General features: G+C 54.4%; 16 protein-coding genes and 1 pseudogene. 8 read left to right on the forward strand and 9 right to left on the reverse strand.

All coding sequences use genetic code 11. From position 1 onward, the window contains the following. Positions 1–29 precede the first annotated feature (29 nt). A complete protein-coding gene (locus RHM59_RS09955) occupies positions 30–956 on the forward strand; it encodes a LysR family transcriptional regulator (RefSeq protein ID WP_322286500.1) in 927 nt (308 codons plus the stop codon). An 11-nt stretch (positions 957–967) separates the two neighbouring features. Here RHM59_RS09955 and RHM59_RS09960 read toward each other — a convergent pair whose 3' ends face one another. Beyond that, positions 968–1333, reverse strand: coding sequence for a diacylglycerol kinase (locus RHM59_RS09960; protein WP_322168111.1), 366 nt, complete (start codon positions 1331–1333; stop codon positions 968–970). A gap of 82 nt (positions 1334–1415) precedes the next feature. Further along, on the reverse strand, positions 1416–2063 hold the full coding sequence (erdR, locus tag RHM59_RS09965; RefSeq protein WP_322168110.1) for a response regulator transcription factor ErdR: 648 nt from the start codon (positions 2061–2063) through the stop codon (positions 1416–1418). Positions 2064–2286: 223 nt separating this feature from the next. Here erdR and RHM59_RS09970 point away from each other — a divergent pair, with 223 nt between their 5' ends. After that, positions 2287–3210 carry a DMT family transporter gene (locus RHM59_RS09970; RefSeq protein ID WP_322170798.1) on the forward strand — a complete coding sequence of 308 codons (924 nt, stop codon included), beginning with the start codon at positions 2287–2289 and terminating at the stop codon, positions 3208–3210. Positions 3211–3294: 84 nt separating this feature from the next. Here RHM59_RS09970 and RHM59_RS09975 read toward each other — a convergent pair whose 3' ends face one another. Then, positions 3295–4005 (reverse strand): tRNA-uridine aminocarboxypropyltransferase, encoded by a 711-nt coding sequence (locus RHM59_RS09975; protein WP_322168109.1) that lies wholly within the window; start codon positions 4003–4005, stop codon positions 3295–3297. Between the two features lie 250 nt (positions 4006–4255). On the opposite strand from RHM59_RS09975, the gene RHM59_RS09980 reads away from it, so the two are divergent. After that, complete coding sequence (locus RHM59_RS09980; protein ID WP_322168108.1) at positions 4256–4666, forward strand: quorum-sensing-regulated virulence factor family protein; 411 nt, start codon at positions 4256–4258, stop codon at positions 4664–4666. Positions 4667–4870: 204 nt separating this feature from the next. Then, on the forward strand, positions 4871–5989 hold the full coding sequence (locus RHM59_RS09985) for a TIGR00730 family Rossman fold protein (protein ID WP_322286501.1): 1119 nt from the start codon (positions 4871–4873) through the stop codon (positions 5987–5989). A gap of 12 nt (positions 5990–6001) precedes the next feature. Here RHM59_RS09985 and recX read toward each other — a convergent pair whose 3' ends face one another. From recX to RHM59_RS10000, 3 genes are all read right to left on the reverse strand, one after another. Further along, positions 6002–6469 (reverse strand): recombination regulator RecX, encoded by a 468-nt coding sequence (recX, locus tag RHM59_RS09990; protein WP_322168106.1) that lies wholly within the window; start codon positions 6467–6469, stop codon positions 6002–6004. A 12-nt stretch (positions 6470–6481) separates the two neighbouring features. Beyond that, entirely contained in the window at positions 6482–7540 is a 1059-nt protein-coding gene (recA, locus tag RHM59_RS09995; RefSeq protein WP_322168105.1) for a recombinase RecA, read from the reverse strand. 102 nt (positions 7541–7642) lie between these two features. Further along, positions 7643–8149 (reverse strand): CinA family protein, encoded by a 507-nt coding sequence (locus RHM59_RS10000; RefSeq protein WP_416195065.1) that lies wholly within the window; start codon positions 8147–8149, stop codon positions 7643–7645. A gap of 423 nt (positions 8150–8572) precedes the next feature. On the opposite strand from RHM59_RS10000, the pseudogene RHM59_RS10005 reads away from it, so the two are divergent. The 4 genes and pseudogenes from RHM59_RS10005 (at position 8573) to fdxA (ending at position 13796) form a co-directional block, all read left to right on the forward strand. Further along, positions 8573–9565: pseudogene (locus RHM59_RS10005) on the forward strand (IS5 family transposase). A gap of 352 nt (positions 9566–9917) precedes the next feature. Continuing rightward, a complete protein-coding gene (locus RHM59_RS10010; RefSeq protein WP_322168103.1) occupies positions 9918–10244 on the forward strand; it encodes a YceK/YidQ family lipoprotein in 327 nt (108 codons plus the stop codon). A 423-nt stretch (positions 10245–10667) separates the two neighbouring features. After that, positions 10668–13235, forward strand: coding sequence for a DNA mismatch repair protein MutS (mutS, locus tag RHM59_RS10015; protein ID WP_322170794.1), 2568 nt, complete (start codon positions 10668–10670; stop codon positions 13233–13235). A gap of 237 nt (positions 13236–13472) precedes the next feature. Beyond that, on the forward strand, positions 13473–13796 hold the full coding sequence (gene fdxA, locus RHM59_RS10020; RefSeq protein WP_322168102.1) for a ferredoxin FdxA: 324 nt from the start codon (positions 13473–13475) through the stop codon (positions 13794–13796). Between the two features lie 551 nt (positions 13797–14347). Here the strand turns inward: fdxA and rpoS are convergent. From rpoS to RHM59_RS10035, 3 genes are all read right to left on the reverse strand, one after another. Beyond that, a complete protein-coding gene (rpoS, locus tag RHM59_RS10025) occupies positions 14348–15352 on the reverse strand; it encodes an RNA polymerase sigma factor RpoS (protein WP_322168101.1) in 1005 nt (334 codons plus the stop codon). A 106-nt stretch (positions 15353–15458) separates the two neighbouring features. Then, on the reverse strand, positions 15459–16331 hold the full coding sequence (locus RHM59_RS10030; RefSeq protein ID WP_322168100.1) for a peptidoglycan DD-metalloendopeptidase family protein: 873 nt from the start codon (positions 16329–16331) through the stop codon (positions 15459–15461). Between the two features lie 187 nt (positions 16332–16518). Beyond that, positions 16519–17154: a protein-L-isoaspartate(D-aspartate) O-methyltransferase gene (locus RHM59_RS10035; RefSeq protein WP_322170791.1), complete on the reverse strand. Its 636-nt coding sequence runs from the start codon at positions 17152–17154 to the stop codon at positions 16519–16521. Positions 17155–17185: the final 31 nt, after the last annotated feature.

Genomic DNA, 17185 nt, shown 5'->3' on the forward strand with positions numbered 1-17185 from the left:
TTAAGATATAGGTTATCGGTTATATAGATATGCGATTTACTCTGCGTCAACTTCAGATTTTCGTCTCCGTCGCCCAGCAGGAAAGCGTCTCGCGGGCTGCCGGTCTTTTAGCGCTGTCGCAGTCCGCCGCCAGCACCTCGATCACCGAGCTGGAACGCCAATCCAGCTGCCAACTGTTCGACCGCGCCGGCAAACGCTTGAGCTTAAATGCTACCGGGCGCCAATTATTGCCCCAAGCGGTTGCGTTGCTTGATCAGGCGAAGGAAATAGAAGACTTGCTCAACGGCAAATCCGGCTTCGGCTCGCTTTCGGTGGGTGCCACGCTGACCATTGGCAACTACCTGGCCACTCTGCTGATTGGCAGCTTCATGCAGCGTCACCCGGAAAGCCAAGTCAAATTGCATGTGCAGAACACTGCGCACATTGTGCAGCAAGTGGCGCAATACGAAATTGATCTAGGTCTTATCGAGGGTGATTGCACACACCCAGACATCGAAGTGCAAAGCTGGGTCGAGGACGAACTGGTGGTGTTCTGCGCCCCGCAGCACCCGTTGGCGAAACGCGGTCACGCAACCCTGAAGGAACTCACTCAAGAGGCCTGGATTCTCCGTGAGCAGGGTTCAGGAACCCGGCTAACGTTCGATCAAGCCATGCGTCATCATCGCAATGCATTAAACGTACGACTGGAGCTGGAACACACCGAAGCCATCAAACGCGCCGTGGAGTCCGGTTTGGGCATTGGATGCATCTCGCGCCTGGCCCTGCGCGACGCCTTCCGCAGGGGCAGCCTGGTGGCTGTGGAAACCCCTGAGTTGGACTTGACGCGACAGTTTTATTTCATCTGGCACAAACAGAAGTACCAGACCTCCGCCATACGCGAGTTTCTAGACCTGTGCCGGGCGTTCACCGCAGGCGTGCAGCGCAGCGATGAAATCGTCCTACCGAGTATTGCTTAAACCTTCGGCCATCAACCGAGCAGAATCAGCGCCCAGACCAGGCCTATCATGCACAGCGCAATAAATTGCGCTGCGCTGCCCATGTCTTTGGCATTTTTCGACAACGGGTGTAAATCCAGCGAAATGCGGTCGATCGCCGCCTCAATGGCCGAGTTAAGCAACTCGACAATCAGTGCCAACAGACACACCGCGATCAACACCGCCCGCTCGACCCTACTGACGTGAAACACGAACGACAGGGGGATGAGAATGACATTGAGCAGGACTAACTGGCGAAAGGCAGCTTCGCCCTTAAAGGCTGCACGCAAACCATCGAATGAATAACCCGTGGCATTGAGGATGCGTTTCAGACCGGTTTGACCTTTGAAGGGCGACATAGGTAGTTAACTGCTTGAAAAAAGAAGCAAGAGGCTAATTCAACAGAGGTCAAAAAAGCGTGAATAACCAATCCCTTACGGATCAGGTATGCGGGATTGACTCCATTTGCTGCAACAGCAAGGCTGCCTGAGTACGGGTCCGCACATTAAGCTTGCGGAAAATCGCAGTGACATGCGCTTTGATCGTCGCTTCCGACACGCTGAGTTCGTAAGCGATCTGCTTGTTCAACAGACCTTCACACACCATGGTCAGCACGCGAAACTGTTGTGGCGTCAGACTCGCCAATCCGGCGCTGGCCGCTTTGGCTTCGGGGGAGACGCTGATCGCTTCGTTGACCTGAGGCGGCCACCAGACATCACCCGCGAGCACTGTACGCACAGCGTCTTGAATCGTTTCCAGGGAACTGGACTTGGGGATGAAACCACTGGCACCAAACTCACGAGAACGCACAACGATGGAGGCTTCTTCCTGCGCCGACACCATCACCACCGGAATTTGCGGGTATTGCCCACGCAACAGCACCAGCCCGGAAAATCCGTAGGCGCCCGGCATGTTCAAATCCAGCAGCACCAGATCCCAATCACGCTTATCCGCCAGATGGACTTCAAGCTCGGCAATGCTTTCGGCTTCGACCAACTTCACATCCGGGCCGAGACCCAGACTGACAGCCTGGCGCAGTGCGCTGCGAAACAACGGATGGTCATCGGCAATCAGGATTTCGTATGTCATTTATAAATGATCCTGTTTTTAGGTGAGTGCTGAAGAATTCAGCTCTCACGAAGGCATCCATGGATGCCAGCAAACTCACGGCGCCAACTTGGCACGGTTAACGCCAAGCCCAGATAATCGGCGTTCAAGCGGTATTGCGGCGACAAGGATGACGAGCGAAGTCGGGGTGGTCAAGTTCAACGATTTCCGGCAAAGTCTGCGACCCACCGACCTGAGCGCCATCATGCGAAAACAAGCCCTGCGTGCCGACCTTTTAATGCTCCTTACGGCAATGATCTGGGGCTCGGGTTTTGTCGCTCAGAGCGCAGGCATGGAGCATATCGGCCCCTACCTTTTTACTGGTTTGCGCTTTACCCTTGGGTCATTGTGCTTATTGCCGCTCATTTTGCGTGGTCCACGCGCTGCGAAGGCAGCCAAACCAGAACCTTTTATGACGCGTAGCTTATTACTCGGCGGACTGGTCATGGGTCTTGCACTGGCTGCGGGGATTAATCTTCAGCAAGTCGGCCTGCTGTTCACTAGCGTGACCAACGCGGGATTCATTACCGGTCTTTACGTCATTGTAGTTCCGCTTCTGGGATTGCTGATGGGGCATAAGACTGGAATGGGAACGTGGTTGGGTGCAGGCATGGCCGTGGTGGGAATGTTCTTGCTCAGTGTTGGGGACAACTTCAAGGTCGCGGCCGGTGATTGGTTGCAACTGATCGGGGCATTTGTCTGGGGCGGGCATGTGATTTTGGTCAGCGTGTTCGCCAGCCGCCACGACCCTATTCGCCTGGCGTTCCTGCAATTCGTCACCTGCTCCGTCGTCAGCTTGATCCTCGCGCTGATCTTTGAAGACATCCATTTGCAGTCCATCATCGCGGCCGGCCCAGCGTTGCTGTACGGCGGAGTGGTCGCCGTGGGGATCGGCTACACCTTGCAAGTGATTGCGCAAAAAAACGCTATCGCGTCACACGCTGCGATCATTCTTTCCCTGGAAGCGGTTTTTGCCGCGATAGCCGGCGCACTGATGCTCAACGAGTCGTTGCAGTTGAAAGGTTATCTCGGTTGCGCATTGATGCTTACGGGAATGTTAGTGGCTCAGTTGTGGCCAAAAAAACCTGAGTTGTCCGTGAAAATACCGAACCCCAGCCACGGTTCGTGAGTAAAAATATTCTGTAGGAGCGAACTTCGCAAGGCGGCTTAACCGGCATATCCCATAATGCCTCTCGCCAGTTCAAGTTGGCTCCTACAGGAAGTCTTTCAGGTAAGTGTGCGCCCCATCTTCCAGATCAATCGGGAGTAGATGCTTTGCCCCCATGTAATGCGCGCTAAAGACATCGAGGTAGGCATCCAATACACCGCCAGCCGCTTGATCCCCAGCCAACTCCAGACATAGCGCCGCCACTTCAGCAGTGCAGAAGTGATCGTCACGGCGGGAACGACGCAGCCGATAGCGAGAAATCTGTTCCGGCTCCAGGCTAAGCACCGGCAGATGGTCCAGATACGGGCTTTTGCGAAACATTTTTCGTGCCTCACTCCAGGTCGCATCGAGCAGGACGAACAGCGGACGCTTGCCCTGTTCAAGCTTCACCTGGGTCACCACCCTTTCCGGTGCAACGAACTCGCCAGGAAATACGATATAAGGCTGCCATTGCGGATCGTTGAGCAGCGCCGGCAATTGGGCATCGACCTCCGTTCGCGACCAGCCAAATGCATGGGTTTCTTCGATGATATCGGCAATCAACCAGCCGGTATTGGTCGGTTTTAATGGCTCAACGTCGTACATCAATAAACACATGGCCGATGTTGCGGCCACTGTCGGGCGCCAGGCACACAGGCAATAACTCGGGATTACCCGACATCCAGGACAACGCGGCGCTCTTGAACCCCTGGCTATAAAAGGTTTAAGCGCGCGGGCCAGGCGCTGGGCGCGAAGGCGGGAGACGGCATGACTCATAGGGGATTACATCGCCAGATAGAAAACATCGACACCACAGAAACTCGCTGAATAAAAGTTGGCACAGTTTATCAGAGCTGCGTGACGCGCTTTGTCGCCAAGGGAAACTTTGTTTCCGCAGCCATTCATTTATACTGCCGCGCGGCTACCGGCCCGCCCGGCACCTTATTGGTTTATAAGGATCAGACGCCCGGTGAACGCACATTCAAGTCAATGGTCCAAGGGCAAGTCACTGAATCAGGAGAGTTTCATGCTTCGCTTTATCGTCCCCACCCTCACACTTTTGCTAATCGTACCCTTTGGCGCCCAAGCGGCATCAAAGCAGGATTACGAACTGAGCAAGATGCTGGAAAAAGTAGCGGCGCAAAGCAGCGTCGGTACGCCTCGGGCGATCAACGAAAACATCCTTGATCAAGGTTACACCGTCGAAGGAAGAGAGCTCATCGACCACTTGAGCGTACTCGAAAGCCATGCCGTAGAGATGCGCGCCAATCCCGACGCCGTTCGCAATCAACTGGGTTCCAGTGTTTGCAACAACGACGGCTTTCGCCAACTCATGGCAAAAGGCGCACTGCTCAAATATGAATTCACTGAATACAAAACCAACCGTGCAGTGGCTACGCATGTATTTAAGGCATCTGACTGCAAAATGAAAAAATAGTCGCGTTTAATCTTTAATCGCAACCCTACATCGGGGCAGGCGCAACGATACTTATCATCAATGCGCCCTCAGTGATCCGCACTCCTCCCTCACAACACGCATAGGCTTATTGCCGTAATCACTCGTTGCCAGTGTTGTCGATATAAGCACAAGATCAATCAGCATGTGGTCGACAGCTAATGGTTCCGCAAAGGAGAACCTTGAATGCCCTATGAACCTAATGATCTTTTATCGCGACATTTTCAGAGCGATGGCCTTGACCTCGCAAGCGAGGTTGAAGATCAAATCCGTTTGGTTGCTCCCACCAGCCCAAATCTTCCGCTCTACCGCGACATGATATTGACCGTCCTGCGCATGGCTCAGGACGATCGCAACCGTTGGAATGCCAAAATCACGCTGCAAACCATACGCGAATTGGAAAATGCCTTCCGTGTGTTAGAGCAGTTCAAGGGACGTCGCAAGGTCACAGTATTCGGATCAGCTCGGACGCCTGTTGAACATCCACTCTACGCACTGGCGCGAGAACTCGGCGCGCTGTTGGCCCGCTCGGAGCTGATGGTCATCACCGGCGCTGGCGGCGGCATCATGGCAGCAGCCCACGAAGGTGCCGGTCTCGAATACAGCTTGGGATTCAACATCACCCTGCCTTTCGAGCAACACGCCAACCCCACCGTGGAAGGCACTGAAAACCTGCTGCCGTTCCACTTTTTCTTCACCCGCAAACTGTTTTTCGTCAAGGAAGCCGACGCGCTGGTGCTTTGCCCAGGCGGCTTTGGCACACTGGATGAGGCGCTGGAAGTATTGACGTTGATTCAGACGGGCAAGAGCCCTCTGGTGCCCATCGTGCTACTCGATACGCCGGGTGGTAGTTTTTGGCAGGAGGCGCTTAACTTCATCAAAAACCAGCTGGAAGCCAACCGTTATATTTTGCCTAACGACATGAAGTTATTGCGACTGGTGTACAGCGCTGAAGAAGCAGTAGAAGAGATCAATAGCTTCTACACCAACTTTCATTCCACCCGCTGGTTGAAAAACAAGTTCGTCATTCGTATGCATCACCCGCTCAACGAGCAAGCCATTGATCACATACAAGCAACGTATGCGGACTTGTGCCTGAGTGAGAATTTCCACCAGCATACGTATCTTGGGGAAGAGCACGACGAAGCACAGTTCAGTCACCTTGCTCGCCTGGCGTTTTCCTTCACCGGACGAAACAACGGACACCTGCGAGAGCTTGTCGATTACATCAATCTGCCTGAAAGCTGGGCACTCGCCCCCTCGCAAAAGCAAACCCATGCACGCAAGCCTTTGAAGGTCACGTAGCCTGCCCATCGCTTAATCATCTTCATGCCGGCCGCTCAACAAGCGGCCGATCAAATCCAGCGGATAACCTCGGTAGCTTAGAAAGCGGCCTTGCTGTGCACGCTCACGCATGTCCCTTGGCATTTGTCCGGAAAACTTGCGCTCCCAGGTTTCTTGCAGTTTTTCTTTCCAGTCAAAACCACATTCTTTCAACGCTTGTTCGATGTCCGTGCGCTGCAAGCCGCGCTGACTCAGTTCTTCGCGTATACGCAAAGGACCATAACCTGAGCGGGCACGGTAGGAGACGAAGCTTTCCAGATAACGAGATTCGCACAGCAGCCCTTCTTCCGTAAGACGGTCAAGGGCTGGGTCGATTAATTCAGGAGGGGCGCCGCGCTGACGCAACTTGCGCGTCAACTCGACCCGACCATGCTCGCGACGTGCGAGCAGGTCCATTGCAGTACGCCGAATGGCGAGAGGCGTATCAAGTACCGCAGCCATGGACGTTATCTATCAGATATCGACGTCAGCTTCAGCTAAATCGTCAGCAGGCACTCGGGAGCTGACTGCTTTGGTGTCAACGCCCGGAGTCAGCAGTTTGTCACGGATCAGTTTCTCCAGTGTTGCGCCTACTTCCGGGTTGTCTGCCAGGAACTTGGCCGAGTTGGCCTTGCCCTGACCGATCTTGCTGCCTTGATAGCTGTACCAGGCACCGGATTTCTCGACGAAACCGTGAAGCACAGCCAGGTCAATGATTTCGCCGTTAAGGTAAATACCCTTACCGTAGAGAATCTGGAACTCTGCCTGACGGAACGGCGGAGCCACTTTGTTTTTCACGACCTTGACGCGGGTTTCACTGCCGACGACTTCATCGCCTTCTTTTACCGCGCCAGTGCGGCGGATATCCAGACGGACAGAAGCGTAGAACTTCAGTGCGTTACCGCCGGTAGTGGTTTCCGGGCTGCCGAACATGACGCCAATTTTCATCCGAATCTGGTTGATGAAAATAACCAGGCAGTTTGCATTTTTGATGTTGCCGGTGATTTTCCGCAATGCCTGAGACATCAAACGTGCCTGCAGACCGACGTGCATGTCACCCATTTCGCCTTCGATTTCGGCTTTAGGCACCAGTGCGGCCACAGAGTCGATCACGATGACGTCAATGGCGTTGGAACGCACCAACATGTCGGTGATTTCCAGCGCTTGTTCACCAGTATCCGGCTGCGAAACCAGCAGGTCGTCGACATTGACGCCCAGTTTGCCTGCGTACTCAGGGTCCAATGCGTGTTCGGCATCGACGAATGCGCAGGTAGCGCCCATTTTTTGAGCCTGAGCAATAACCGAAAGCGTCAGCGTGGTTTTGCCCGAAGATTCTGGACCGTAGATTTCAACGATCCGACCTTTTGGCAAGCCACCAATACCCAGCGCGATATCAAGACCCAGCGAACCGGTGGAGATAGCAGGAATCGCCTGGCGGTCATGGTCGCCCATGCGCATTACGGCACCTTTGCCGAATTGACGCTCGATCTGACCCAAGGCCGCAGCCAAGGCTTTCTTCTTGTTCTCGTCCATTGAAGTCCTCTCGTAATCAATAAGGCCTTGCGGCCACATAACTGTATAAGTAGCCAGTATTATTCCACAGGGTTGAGCGCTCGCCTACCCCCGTTTTGGTATTTAACTGGCAGTACGTCGGATCAGCCCTTCTAGCGCGGCCTTGACCGTTTGTCGGCGGACCTCGTCGCGGTCGCCGTCGAATTGGCGACGCTCAGAAATAACCTGGGCTCCCTCACCCCATGCCAGCCATACGGTGCCTACCGGTTTTTCGTCCGACCCACCATCAGGACCCGCCACGCCGCTGACTGCAACCGCAAAATGTGCCTGACTGTTAGCCTGCGCCCCGGAAACCATGGCTTCAACCACCTCGCGACTGACAGCCCCTACAGAGGAAAACAGTTCGGTCGGCACGTTCAATTGGCGCGTTTTCTGGCTATTGGAATAGGTGACATAACCCGCTTCAAACCAGGCCGAACTGCCCGGTATGCGCGTGATAGCCTCGGCGATACCCCCACCGGTACACGACTCGGCGGTGGTCACTTGAGCCTTGAGTACTTGCAGGCGCTTGCCGAGTTCTGCGGCAAGTCGAGTAATTTCATCCACGGCGTTCTCCCACAGGTCTTGCATCAGACGGCACGTCAGGGCGAATACCGTACACGAGCTTTTAGTAGGTGCAAGGGTCGCAACGCGGGTCTCGGACAAACGCTACGAACCTCGCAGGAAAATACTAGCCCGCCAGACATGTCTCTTTTTTGACTCGACGCTTAACCGTTTCGACCGTCGTCTCCTTCGGCCGTTTTTTCGCTTCGTCGATTGAAATGAAACGACCGCTGCCGGAATCCCGACCCCTTTTAGTTTGCATAGTGAACATCCTGTTCATTGTGTTTTGGAAAAATGAGGTACCGCACTGACAGCCTAGCGTGATTCGCCAAATCACCCAGCGTGAAGTCGTAACTGCGCTTTTCCCAGTTGACTCTAGGGAAACTCTGAAAAAGGTTTTCAAATCTGGTGAAATGTCCCCCATCACATGAGCCGAGCGGTTGCCCCCCCATGAAGCAAATTTCTTTCGCCGATGCCGAGTACGCCGGTAAACGTAAGCGAACCCGCCGTGAGATTTTCCTGAGCGAGATGGACAAGGTCGTCCCCTGGAAGGGGTTGATCGCTTTGATCGAGCCGCATTATCCAAAAGGCGAAGGGGGCCGCCCGGCGTATCCCTTGATGGCCATGTTGCGTGTGCACCTGATGCAGAACTGGTTCGGCTATAGCGATCCAGCAATGGAAGAGTCTCTTTATGAGACCACGATTCTGCGCCAGTTCGCGGGGTTGAATCTGGAACGCATTCCCGACGAAACCACGATTCTCAACTTCCGTCGCCTGCTGGAGAAAAACCATCTTGCCGGGGGAATCCTGGAGGTCATTAATGGCTACCTGGGAGACCGAGGTTTGATGCTTCGTCAGGGCACAATTGTTGATGCCACGATCATTCATGCGCCGACGTCGACCAAGAATAAAGAGGGTAAACGCGACCCCGAAATGCATCAGACCAAGAAAGGTAATCAATATTTTTTCGGGATGAAAGCGCACATCGGAGTAGACGCTGATACGGGTCTGACGCACAGCGTGGTGGGCACGGCAGCCAATGTCGCGGACGTCACTCAAGTCGATCAGTTGCTGCACGGCGAAGAGACCCATCTCTGTGGCGACGCGGGCTACACCGGCGTAGAAAAGCGGCTTGAACATGAGGGGCGCGAGATGATCTAGTCGATCTCCGCCAGGCCCAGCAGCCGCCGCAAACATGGAGAAAAAAGCGTCATTGGCCGTGCGTTGCGCAAGATTGAATACGCCAAATCGCAAACTCGGGCCAAGGTTGAGCACCCGTTTCGGGTGATCAAGCGCCAGTTTGGTTACACCAAGGTGCGGTTTCGCGGGTTGGTAAAGAACACGGCGCAGTTGGTGACACTGTTTGCACTGTCGAATCTGTGGATGGCGCGCCGACATTTGATGGAGCCTATAGGACAGGTGCGTCCGCAGTATGGAAATTAAGGGTTAATAAGTGCTTAAAACCGGCTTATTCATCAATAAAAGCCGATATTTTCGAAATTTCAGTGAAGTACTTTCTTTCGGAGCGCTTGACGCCCGATTTGCCAGAAAAAGAAGGTCTTATTTCAGACCTTCCCTAGGGAACGGGATAAAACTTGGTAAGCGCGCTCATTGCAAAAGCAGCCGGGCCCAATAGGCTAGTTACATTGATAAGTGTCCACATATGCGGACAAGCAACCTCTGACACTATCTGTAACTAGTTTTACTTTTCCCGAAGTGGCGAAAAATTGCTTAATGGCGGACCGACTGAGCCAAGGTTAACGGTTCGCGCATAGACAGGAGTGGAGGCTATTTTATGAGGTCATGGATTGCAGGCTGTCTCGTTGCAGCAATTTCGGGTTGCGGCACCCTCAAAACGCTGCACGATGAGGAAGGCGCTGCCGACAACCTGGCGAAGTGGCAGTCAGAGTGCCACTCCATACCCCGTACCTATAGTGGCGCAGCCTATCAGTTCTGCAATTTGAACGGTCCTCCCAGATCCGGTTCGCACTGGGCTGCGTCGCCAATTGTTCTCGACATGGTGATCTCCAGTATCGCCGATACAATGCTTCTCCCCTACACCGGCTACCTGCAGTACCAGCATGGCAACATACGGATTCGCCGCACAAGTATTGGGTTTTGAGGGTTGTTGCCAACGCACGATGGCACCTATGAAATACACATTCACATCCCTAACTCTCGCCTTGCGATAGTGTTCTACGTCGCGTAATGCAAGACGCCGTCAGTACCAACGGTAGCTGCGAAGACGGCGTCGCCATTTTCTTTCTGGAATCCCCCCTTTGTTGCACGGTGAACATCCTGTTCATAGTGTTTAAAGGAATGCCGCACTGCCAGCGTAACTCTATCCGCCTAACCGCCCACGGCAACGTCGTAACCGAGCTTTTCCCTGCCCAATTCTGCGGTACTCGATGCTGCGTGGTAATCTTGCGCCCATCGCAGCAAGCAGCCGGGCCATAGGGCCTCATCACGCCGATGAGCGCTCGCACGTGCCTTTCCTTGCCTCACACTTTTTAACGAATTCGCCTAAAACCCGATGAATAAAGCCATTACCGACCTCTCCTCGCACACCCCGATGATGCAGCAATACTGGCGGCTGAAAAATCAGCACCCGGACCAGTTGATGTTCTATCGCATGGGGGATTTCTACGAAATCTTCTACGAGGACGCCAAGAAGGCCTCGAAGCTGCTGGATATCACCCTGACGGCGCGAGGCCAGTCCGCAGGACAAGCGATTCCCATGTGTGGGATTCCCTATCACGCCGCAGAAGGGTATCTCGCCAAGCTGGTGAAGCTCGGCGAATCCGTGGTGATCTGTGAGCAGATCGGTGATCCCGCCACCAGCAAAGGCCCGGTGGACCGTCAAGTCGTGCGGATCATTACTCCCGGTACGGTCAGTGATGAAGCGTTGCTCGACGAGCGCCGCGACAACCTGATTGCCGCCGTGTTAGGCGATGAACGCCTGTTTGGCCTTGCCGTTTTGGACATCACCAGCGGCAATTTCAGCGTCCTTGAAATCAAGGGCTGGGAAAACCTGCTGGCTGAGTTAGAGCGGGTCAACCCGGTTGAACTGATGATCCCTGACGACTGGCCACAAGGTTTACCGGCAGAAAAGCGTCGCGGCACCCGGCGTCGTGCGCCGTGGGACTTCGAACGCGACTCCGCGTTAAAAGCCCTGTGCCAACAATTTTCTACACAAGACCTGAAAGGCTTCGGCTGCGAGAACCTGACGCTGGCCATCGGTGCCGCCGGTTGCCTGCTCGGTTACGCCAAAGAAACCCAACGCACGGCCCTTCCGCACTTGCGCAGCCTGCGCCATGAGCGTCTGGACGATACCGTGGTGCTTGATGGTGCCACACGACGCAACCTCGAACTGGATACCAACCTGGCGGGCGGCCGCGATAACACGCTGCAATCGGTCGTGGACCGCTGCCAGACCGCCATGGGCAGTCGCTTGCTCACACGTTGGCTGAATCGGCCGCTGCGGGATCTGGAAGTACTGAAGGCCCGACAAAGCTCGATTACCTGCTTGCTTGAACGTTATCGCTTCGAACACCTGCAACCGCAATTGAAAGAAATTGGCGACATCGAACGGATTCTCGCCCGCATCGGGCTGCGCAACGCACGTCCGCGTGATTTGGCACGTCTGCGGGACGCGCTTGCAGCGCTCCCCGAATTGCAGTTGGCGATGATGGAACTGGAAGCGCCGCATATCCAACAACTGGCGCATACCACCAGCACCTACCCTGAATTGGCGGATCTGCTACAACGCGCGGTGATCGATAATCCGCCCGCCGTGATCCGCGATGGCGGCGTGCTGAAAACCGGCTACGACGCTGAGCTAGACGATCTGCAATCGCTCAGCGAGAACGCCGGACAGTTTTTGATTGATCTGGAGACCCGCGAGAAGGCCCGCACCGGCTTGGCCAATTTGAAAGTCGGCTACAACCGGATTCATGGGTATTTCATCGAGCTGCCGAGCAAGCAAGCTGAACAGGCCCCCGCTGACTACATCCGCCGCCAGACCCTCAAGGGTGCTGAACGTTTCATTACCCCAGAGTTGAAGGCATTCGAAGACAAAGCGCTGTCAGCCAAGAGCCGTGCGCTGGCCCGAGAGAAGATGCTTTACGAAGCGCTTCTGGAAGACCTGATAGGCCATCTGGCGCCGTTACAGGACACCGCAGCGGCCTTGGCTGAGCTGGATGTACTCAACAACCTGGCCGAACGTGCGCTTCATCTGGACTTGAACTGCCCGCGCTTCGTTGACGAGCCGTGCATGCGCATCGAGCAGGGTCGGCACCCGGTGGTCGAGCAAGTCCTGACGACCCCCTTCGTCGCCAACGACCTTGCACTCGACGACAACACCCGAATGTTGGTGATCACCGGACCTAACATGGGTGGTAAGTCGACCTACATGCGCCAGACCGCGTTGATTGTGTTGTTGGCGCACATCGGCAGTTTCGTACCGGCCGCCCGTTGCGAGCTGTCCTTGGTCGATCGAATCTTTACTCGCATCGGTTCCAGCGATGATCTCGCTGGCGGACGCTCGACCTTCATGGTGGAGATGAGCGAAACTGCGAATATTCTGCATAACGCCACAGACCGCAGTTTGGTGCTAATGGACGAAGTCGGGCGCGGAACCAGCACTTTCGACGGTCTTTCGTTGGCGTGGGCTGCGGCAGAATGTCTCGCACAACTGCGTGCTTACACATTGTTCGCTACCCACTATTTTGAGCTGACAGTACTGCCGGAAAGCGAGCCGCTGGTTGCCAACGTGCACCTCAATGCAACCGAGCACAACGAACGCATTGTTTTCCTCCACCGGGTACTGCCAGGCCCCGCCAGTCAGAGCTACGGTTTGGCGGTGGCCCAGCTGGCGGGGGTTCCAGCCAAGGTTATCGTGCGTGCAAAGGAGCATTTGCTGCGATTGGAAACCACAAGTCTGCCCCATGAAACACCACGGGCGGCACCCGGAAAACCTGCGATCCCACAGCAAAGCGATATGTTCGCCAGCCTGCCGCACCCGGTTCTGGAAGAGTTGTCGAAAACCAAAATTGATGATTTGACACCCCGCCAGGCGCTAGAGTTGTTGTATTCCTTGCAAACTCGGATCTAACGGGATTCGTTACAAGCTGTTAGAATCCCGCGCGGTTTGGGATGCTGCTGGTTTTAGCCTGACTACGCAGATTGTCCAGGCCGCGTGAGTACGTTGCGAACCAAAGCAGGTCAAGACGCGGTAGTAAATGAACGTCCGCCTGCTGACTGCAAATATTCACACGGCCCGGGAGATTCCCCGACCTTGGCAACCCTGCTGAAAGGGCTCTGCTACCGCCGCCTGAGGAGAGAATTAGAAATGACCTTCGTCGTCACCGACAACTGCATCAAGTGCAAGTACACCGACTGCGTAGAAGTGTGTCCGGTGGACTGCTTCTACGAAGGCCCGAATTTCCTGGTGATCCACCCGGATGAGTGCATAGATTGCGCGCTCTGCGAGCCTGAATGCCCTGCCGTCGCCATTTTCTCGGAAGATGAAGTCCCCGAGGACATGAAGGTATTTATCCAGCTGAACGTAGAGTTAGCGGAAATCTGGCCCAATATCACTGAAAAGAAACAGGGCCTGCCAGGCGCCGAAGACTTTGACGGCGTTAAAGGTAAGCTCAAGGACTTGGAACGCTAAGTTCCGCTGATCGTCAAAAAAGGCCCATTGCGGGCCTTTTTTGTTTTAGCTTTATTGCAGACGAAAAAAGGGGCGGTATGACCCGCCCACATTTTTTCCGTAGTCCCTTATATCCTTTTCATCATCCTGATGAATCGCATCCTGCGATGTCCATGACTGTCGTCCTTGACGGTCTGTGTCTGTCCCTCGACACAGTTCCAATAATAGTGATTTAACGGTGGAGAGCAACCCGCCAAATCTTTCAAAACGATACGCAGAAAATCAACCAACAACTAAAAATTTCATACAATCAAACACTTGCGGGTTTTATAGTGCGACAGACGGACAAAGGTACGGTTAAAAACCACGATAACTTACAAAACAAGTAAGCAAAGGCTTACAGCAAAAAGCACTGTTTGACATGAAAACCCACTGTATTAACCACGTCATCTAATAAATAATTAAGAACGATCAGCTAACGATTTTCACACACATACAAACACCCCGAGCCAGTCGAGGTATTTGTACGATTGCATCGGTTAAAGGTAAGCGCGGGAAAAGCGCGAGTTCTGCTATTGGAACAAAGACTCGCTGGACAGACCGTTCTTCTCAAGGATCTCGCGCAAGCGCTTAAGCCCTTCGACCTGAATCTGCCTGACCCTTTCACGCGTCAAACCGATTTCAAGGCCAACATCTTCCAGAGTGCTGCTTTCATGCCCTCGCAGACCGAAACGCCGTACTACAACTTCACGCTGCTTATCAGTCAGCTCGGAAAGCCACTGATCAATGCTCTGTGAAAGATCATCGTCTTGGAGCAGCTCACACGGATCGGTCGGACGGTCATCGGTCAGCGTATCGAGCAGGGTTTTGTCCGAATCGGGCCCTAGGGAAACGTCCACCGAGGAGACCCGTTCATTAAGTCCCAACATGCGCTTGACCTCGCAGACCGGCTTTTCGAGCAGGTTAGCGATTTCTTCAGGAGAGGGTTCGTGGTCGAGTTTCTGAGTCAGTTCGCGAGCGGCGCGCAGGTAAACGTTGAGCTCTTTGACCACATGAATCGGCAACCTGATGGTACGGGTCTGATTCATGATGGCGCGCTCAATGGTCTGACGAATCCACCAGGTCGCGTACGTTGAGAAGCGAAAACCGCGCTCTGGATCAAACTTCTCGACAGCCCGGATCAACCCCAGGTTGCCTTCTTCGATCAGATCGAGCAATGAAAGCCCGCGGTTGACATAACGCCTGGCGATTTTTACCACCAGCCGCAGATTGCTTTCAATCATGCGCTTGCGCCCCGCCGGATCACCGCTTTGCGACAAACGCGCAAAGTGGACTTCCTCCTCAGGCGACAGCAAGGGGGAGAAACCTATTTCATTGAGGTACAACTGAGTAGCGTCGAGTGCACGCGTGTAATCGATGTACTTGTGCTGCTTGAGCGTTGTGGAGTTCTTGGCCCGGGCGCGAACGGGAGGTGCAGCAGCTTCCTCGTTCGACGATGAGTCCAAAACGATGCCAGGCTCCATAAGGAGTACCTCATCATCGATGTCAAACTCCGGCGCTTCTTTATTGAGAGCCATTGTTATAGTCCTTTGGTGAGTTCGACCTCAAGCTCTAGCGACGCCTCATCTTCCTTGGCAACGCTTGAGCCTGTTCCCTCTACGCAAGAAACAGGCTGGTGACCGATCAACGGCGTGGCAGGAATTCCAGAGGATCTACAGGCTTACCTTGGCGGCGAATCTCAAAATGCAGTTTCACCCGGTCAGTCCCAGTTGACCCCATCTCGGCAATTGTCTGCCCGACCTTGACCTGCTCCCCCTCCCGAACCAACAGTCTACGGTTATGACCGTAAGCACTGACGTAGGTATCGTTGTGTTTGATGATCACTAATTCGCCGTAGCCCCGCAAGCCACTCCCGGCGTAAACAACCGAACCATCAGACGCAGCTAAAACAGGCTGTCCCAAATCTCCAGCGATATCAATTCCTTTATTCAAACTACCGTTTGAAGAAAATTTGCCAATCAAAATGCCATTAGTAGGCCACGCCCAACCCGCTGGCGAGCGTCCTACAGACTGAATCGGCGTCGTAGCAGGGGAACTTTCTTTGGCAGGCAAAATCACGGGGACGACGCCAACCGGGCGAGAAAGTACGGTTGTTTTAAATGAACCGGAAGCCGCAGAGCCCGTCGTAGACGTCACCATCTGGGGTGCATGCGCAACGCTGGCTACAACGGGCGCCGAGCTTGAACGGCCGTCAAAGCGTATGGTTTGACCCGGATGGATGGTGTAAGGCGCGGGTATTTGGTTGCGTTCAGCCAACGCTTTCCAATCCCAACCGTATCGAAATGCAATGGAAAACAACGTGTCACTACGCCGAACTACATATTGGCCAGTTGTTACCGCCTGTCGCTGAGGCGCGACTTTGTTTCGATCAAAGACCGGCGCATTGCCCGGCGATCTACTGGAACAGCCGACCAGCAAGAAACCAAGGACAAGGCCAATCACCAGACGCTGAATGCTAGTTGTAGATAGTCGCTGCTGAATGACTGTGAGACTCACCCGTCACTCCTTTACTGGTGACTGAATTAAAGCTGCCTATTGTGCCGTAACAACGGCTGGCAGCTAATACTTAACTGTTTGCAAAACCGTGCTTTACAGCACCAAATGAAGATACTGCATTAACCTGTACGTCGGGCTATAAGACCTGTACCGCGGGTCAGAATTCAGTGAGTGGCTAAACGAGATATCAAGCAAGCGGTCCATTGAGCAACGGCACGAACCTTACCGCGCCAAGTACATGCCGGGAAAAGCCATTTTCCTCACGGATAATCAGCATCAACTGCTGAACCTCTCCAGAGCCGACGGGGATGACCAATCGTCCACCGGGTGCGAGTTGATCAAGCAATGCCTGTGGAACATCGGTAGCGACTGCCGTCACGATAATGCCATTGTAGGGCGCCAACGCAGGCCAACCTTCCCAGCCGTCTCCCCAACGAAACACAACGTTGCGCAAGTTAAGCTCGACCAATCGCTCTTTCGCGCGGTCCTGCAAAACCTTGATGCGCTCCACTGAAAATACCCGTTCGACCAATTGCGACAACACCGCCGTCTGATAGCCTGAGCCGGTGCCAATCTCAAGCACTTTGTCCAACGGACCCGCAGCCAACAGCAGCTCGCTCATGCGCGCCACCATGTAGGGCTGGGAAATGGTCTGGTTATGTCCGATGGGCAACGCGGTGTCTTCATACGCACGGTGCGCCAGCGCTTCATCAACAAACAGATGCCGGGGAGTATTGCGGATCACTTCCAGCACTTGAGCGTTGGAAAGCCCCTCTTCATAGAGGCGTTGAATCAGACGCTCGCGAGTGCGCTGGGAGGTCATGCCGATCCCGCGTCTTAACAGGCTATCTTGC

Origin of the sequence: Pseudomonas sp. MH10, from assembly GCF_034353045.1 — a bacterium.
Lineage (GTDB): Bacteria > Pseudomonadota > Gammaproteobacteria > Pseudomonadales > Pseudomonadaceae > Aquipseudomonas.

Coding starts and splice junctions, on each gene's coding strand:
- RHM59_RS10010 (WP_322168103.1), top strand. CDS start 9,918: ATGAGGTCATGGATTGCAGGCTGTCTCGTTGCAGCAATTTCGGGTTGC.
- RHM59_RS09980 (WP_322168108.1), top strand. CDS start 4,256: ATGCTTCGCTTTATCGTCCCCACCCTCACACTTTTGCTAATCGTACCC.
- fdxA (WP_322168102.1), top strand. CDS start 13,473: ATGACCTTCGTCGTCACCGACAACTGCATCAAGTGCAAGTACACCGAC.
- RHM59_RS09975 (WP_322168109.1), bottom strand. CDS start 4,005: ATGAGTCATGCCGTCTCCCGCCTTCGCGCCCAGCGCCTGGCCCGCGCG.
- RHM59_RS09960 (WP_322168111.1), bottom strand. CDS start 1,333: ATGTCGCCCTTCAAAGGTCAAACCGGTCTGAAACGCATCCTCAATGCC.
- rpoS (WP_322168101.1), bottom strand. CDS start 15,352: ATGGCTCTCAATAAAGAAGCGCCGGAGTTTGACATCGATGATGAGGTA.
- recA (WP_322168105.1), bottom strand. CDS start 7,540: ATGGACGAGAACAAGAAGAAAGCCTTGGCTGCGGCCTTGGGTCAGATC.
- RHM59_RS09985 (WP_322286501.1), top strand. CDS start 4,871: ATGCCCTATGAACCTAATGATCTTTTATCGCGACATTTTCAGAGCGAT.
- RHM59_RS10035 (WP_322170791.1), bottom strand. CDS start 17,154: ATGACCTCCCAGCGCACTCGCGAGCGTCTGATTCAACGCCTCTATGAA.
- recX (WP_322168106.1), bottom strand. CDS start 6,469: ATGGCTGCGGTACTTGATACGCCTCTCGCCATTCGGCGTACTGCAATG.
- erdR (WP_322168110.1), bottom strand. CDS start 2,063: ATGACATACGAAATCCTGATTGCCGATGACCATCCGTTGTTTCGCAGC.
- RHM59_RS09970 (WP_322170798.1), top strand. CDS start 2,287: ATGCGAAAACAAGCCCTGCGTGCCGACCTTTTAATGCTCCTTACGGCA.
- RHM59_RS10000 (WP_416195065.1), bottom strand. CDS start 8,149: ATGCAAGACCTGTGGGAGAACGCCGTGGATGAAATTACTCGACTTGCC.
- RHM59_RS09955 (WP_322286500.1), top strand. CDS start 30: ATGCGATTTACTCTGCGTCAACTTCAGATTTTCGTCTCCGTCGCCCAG.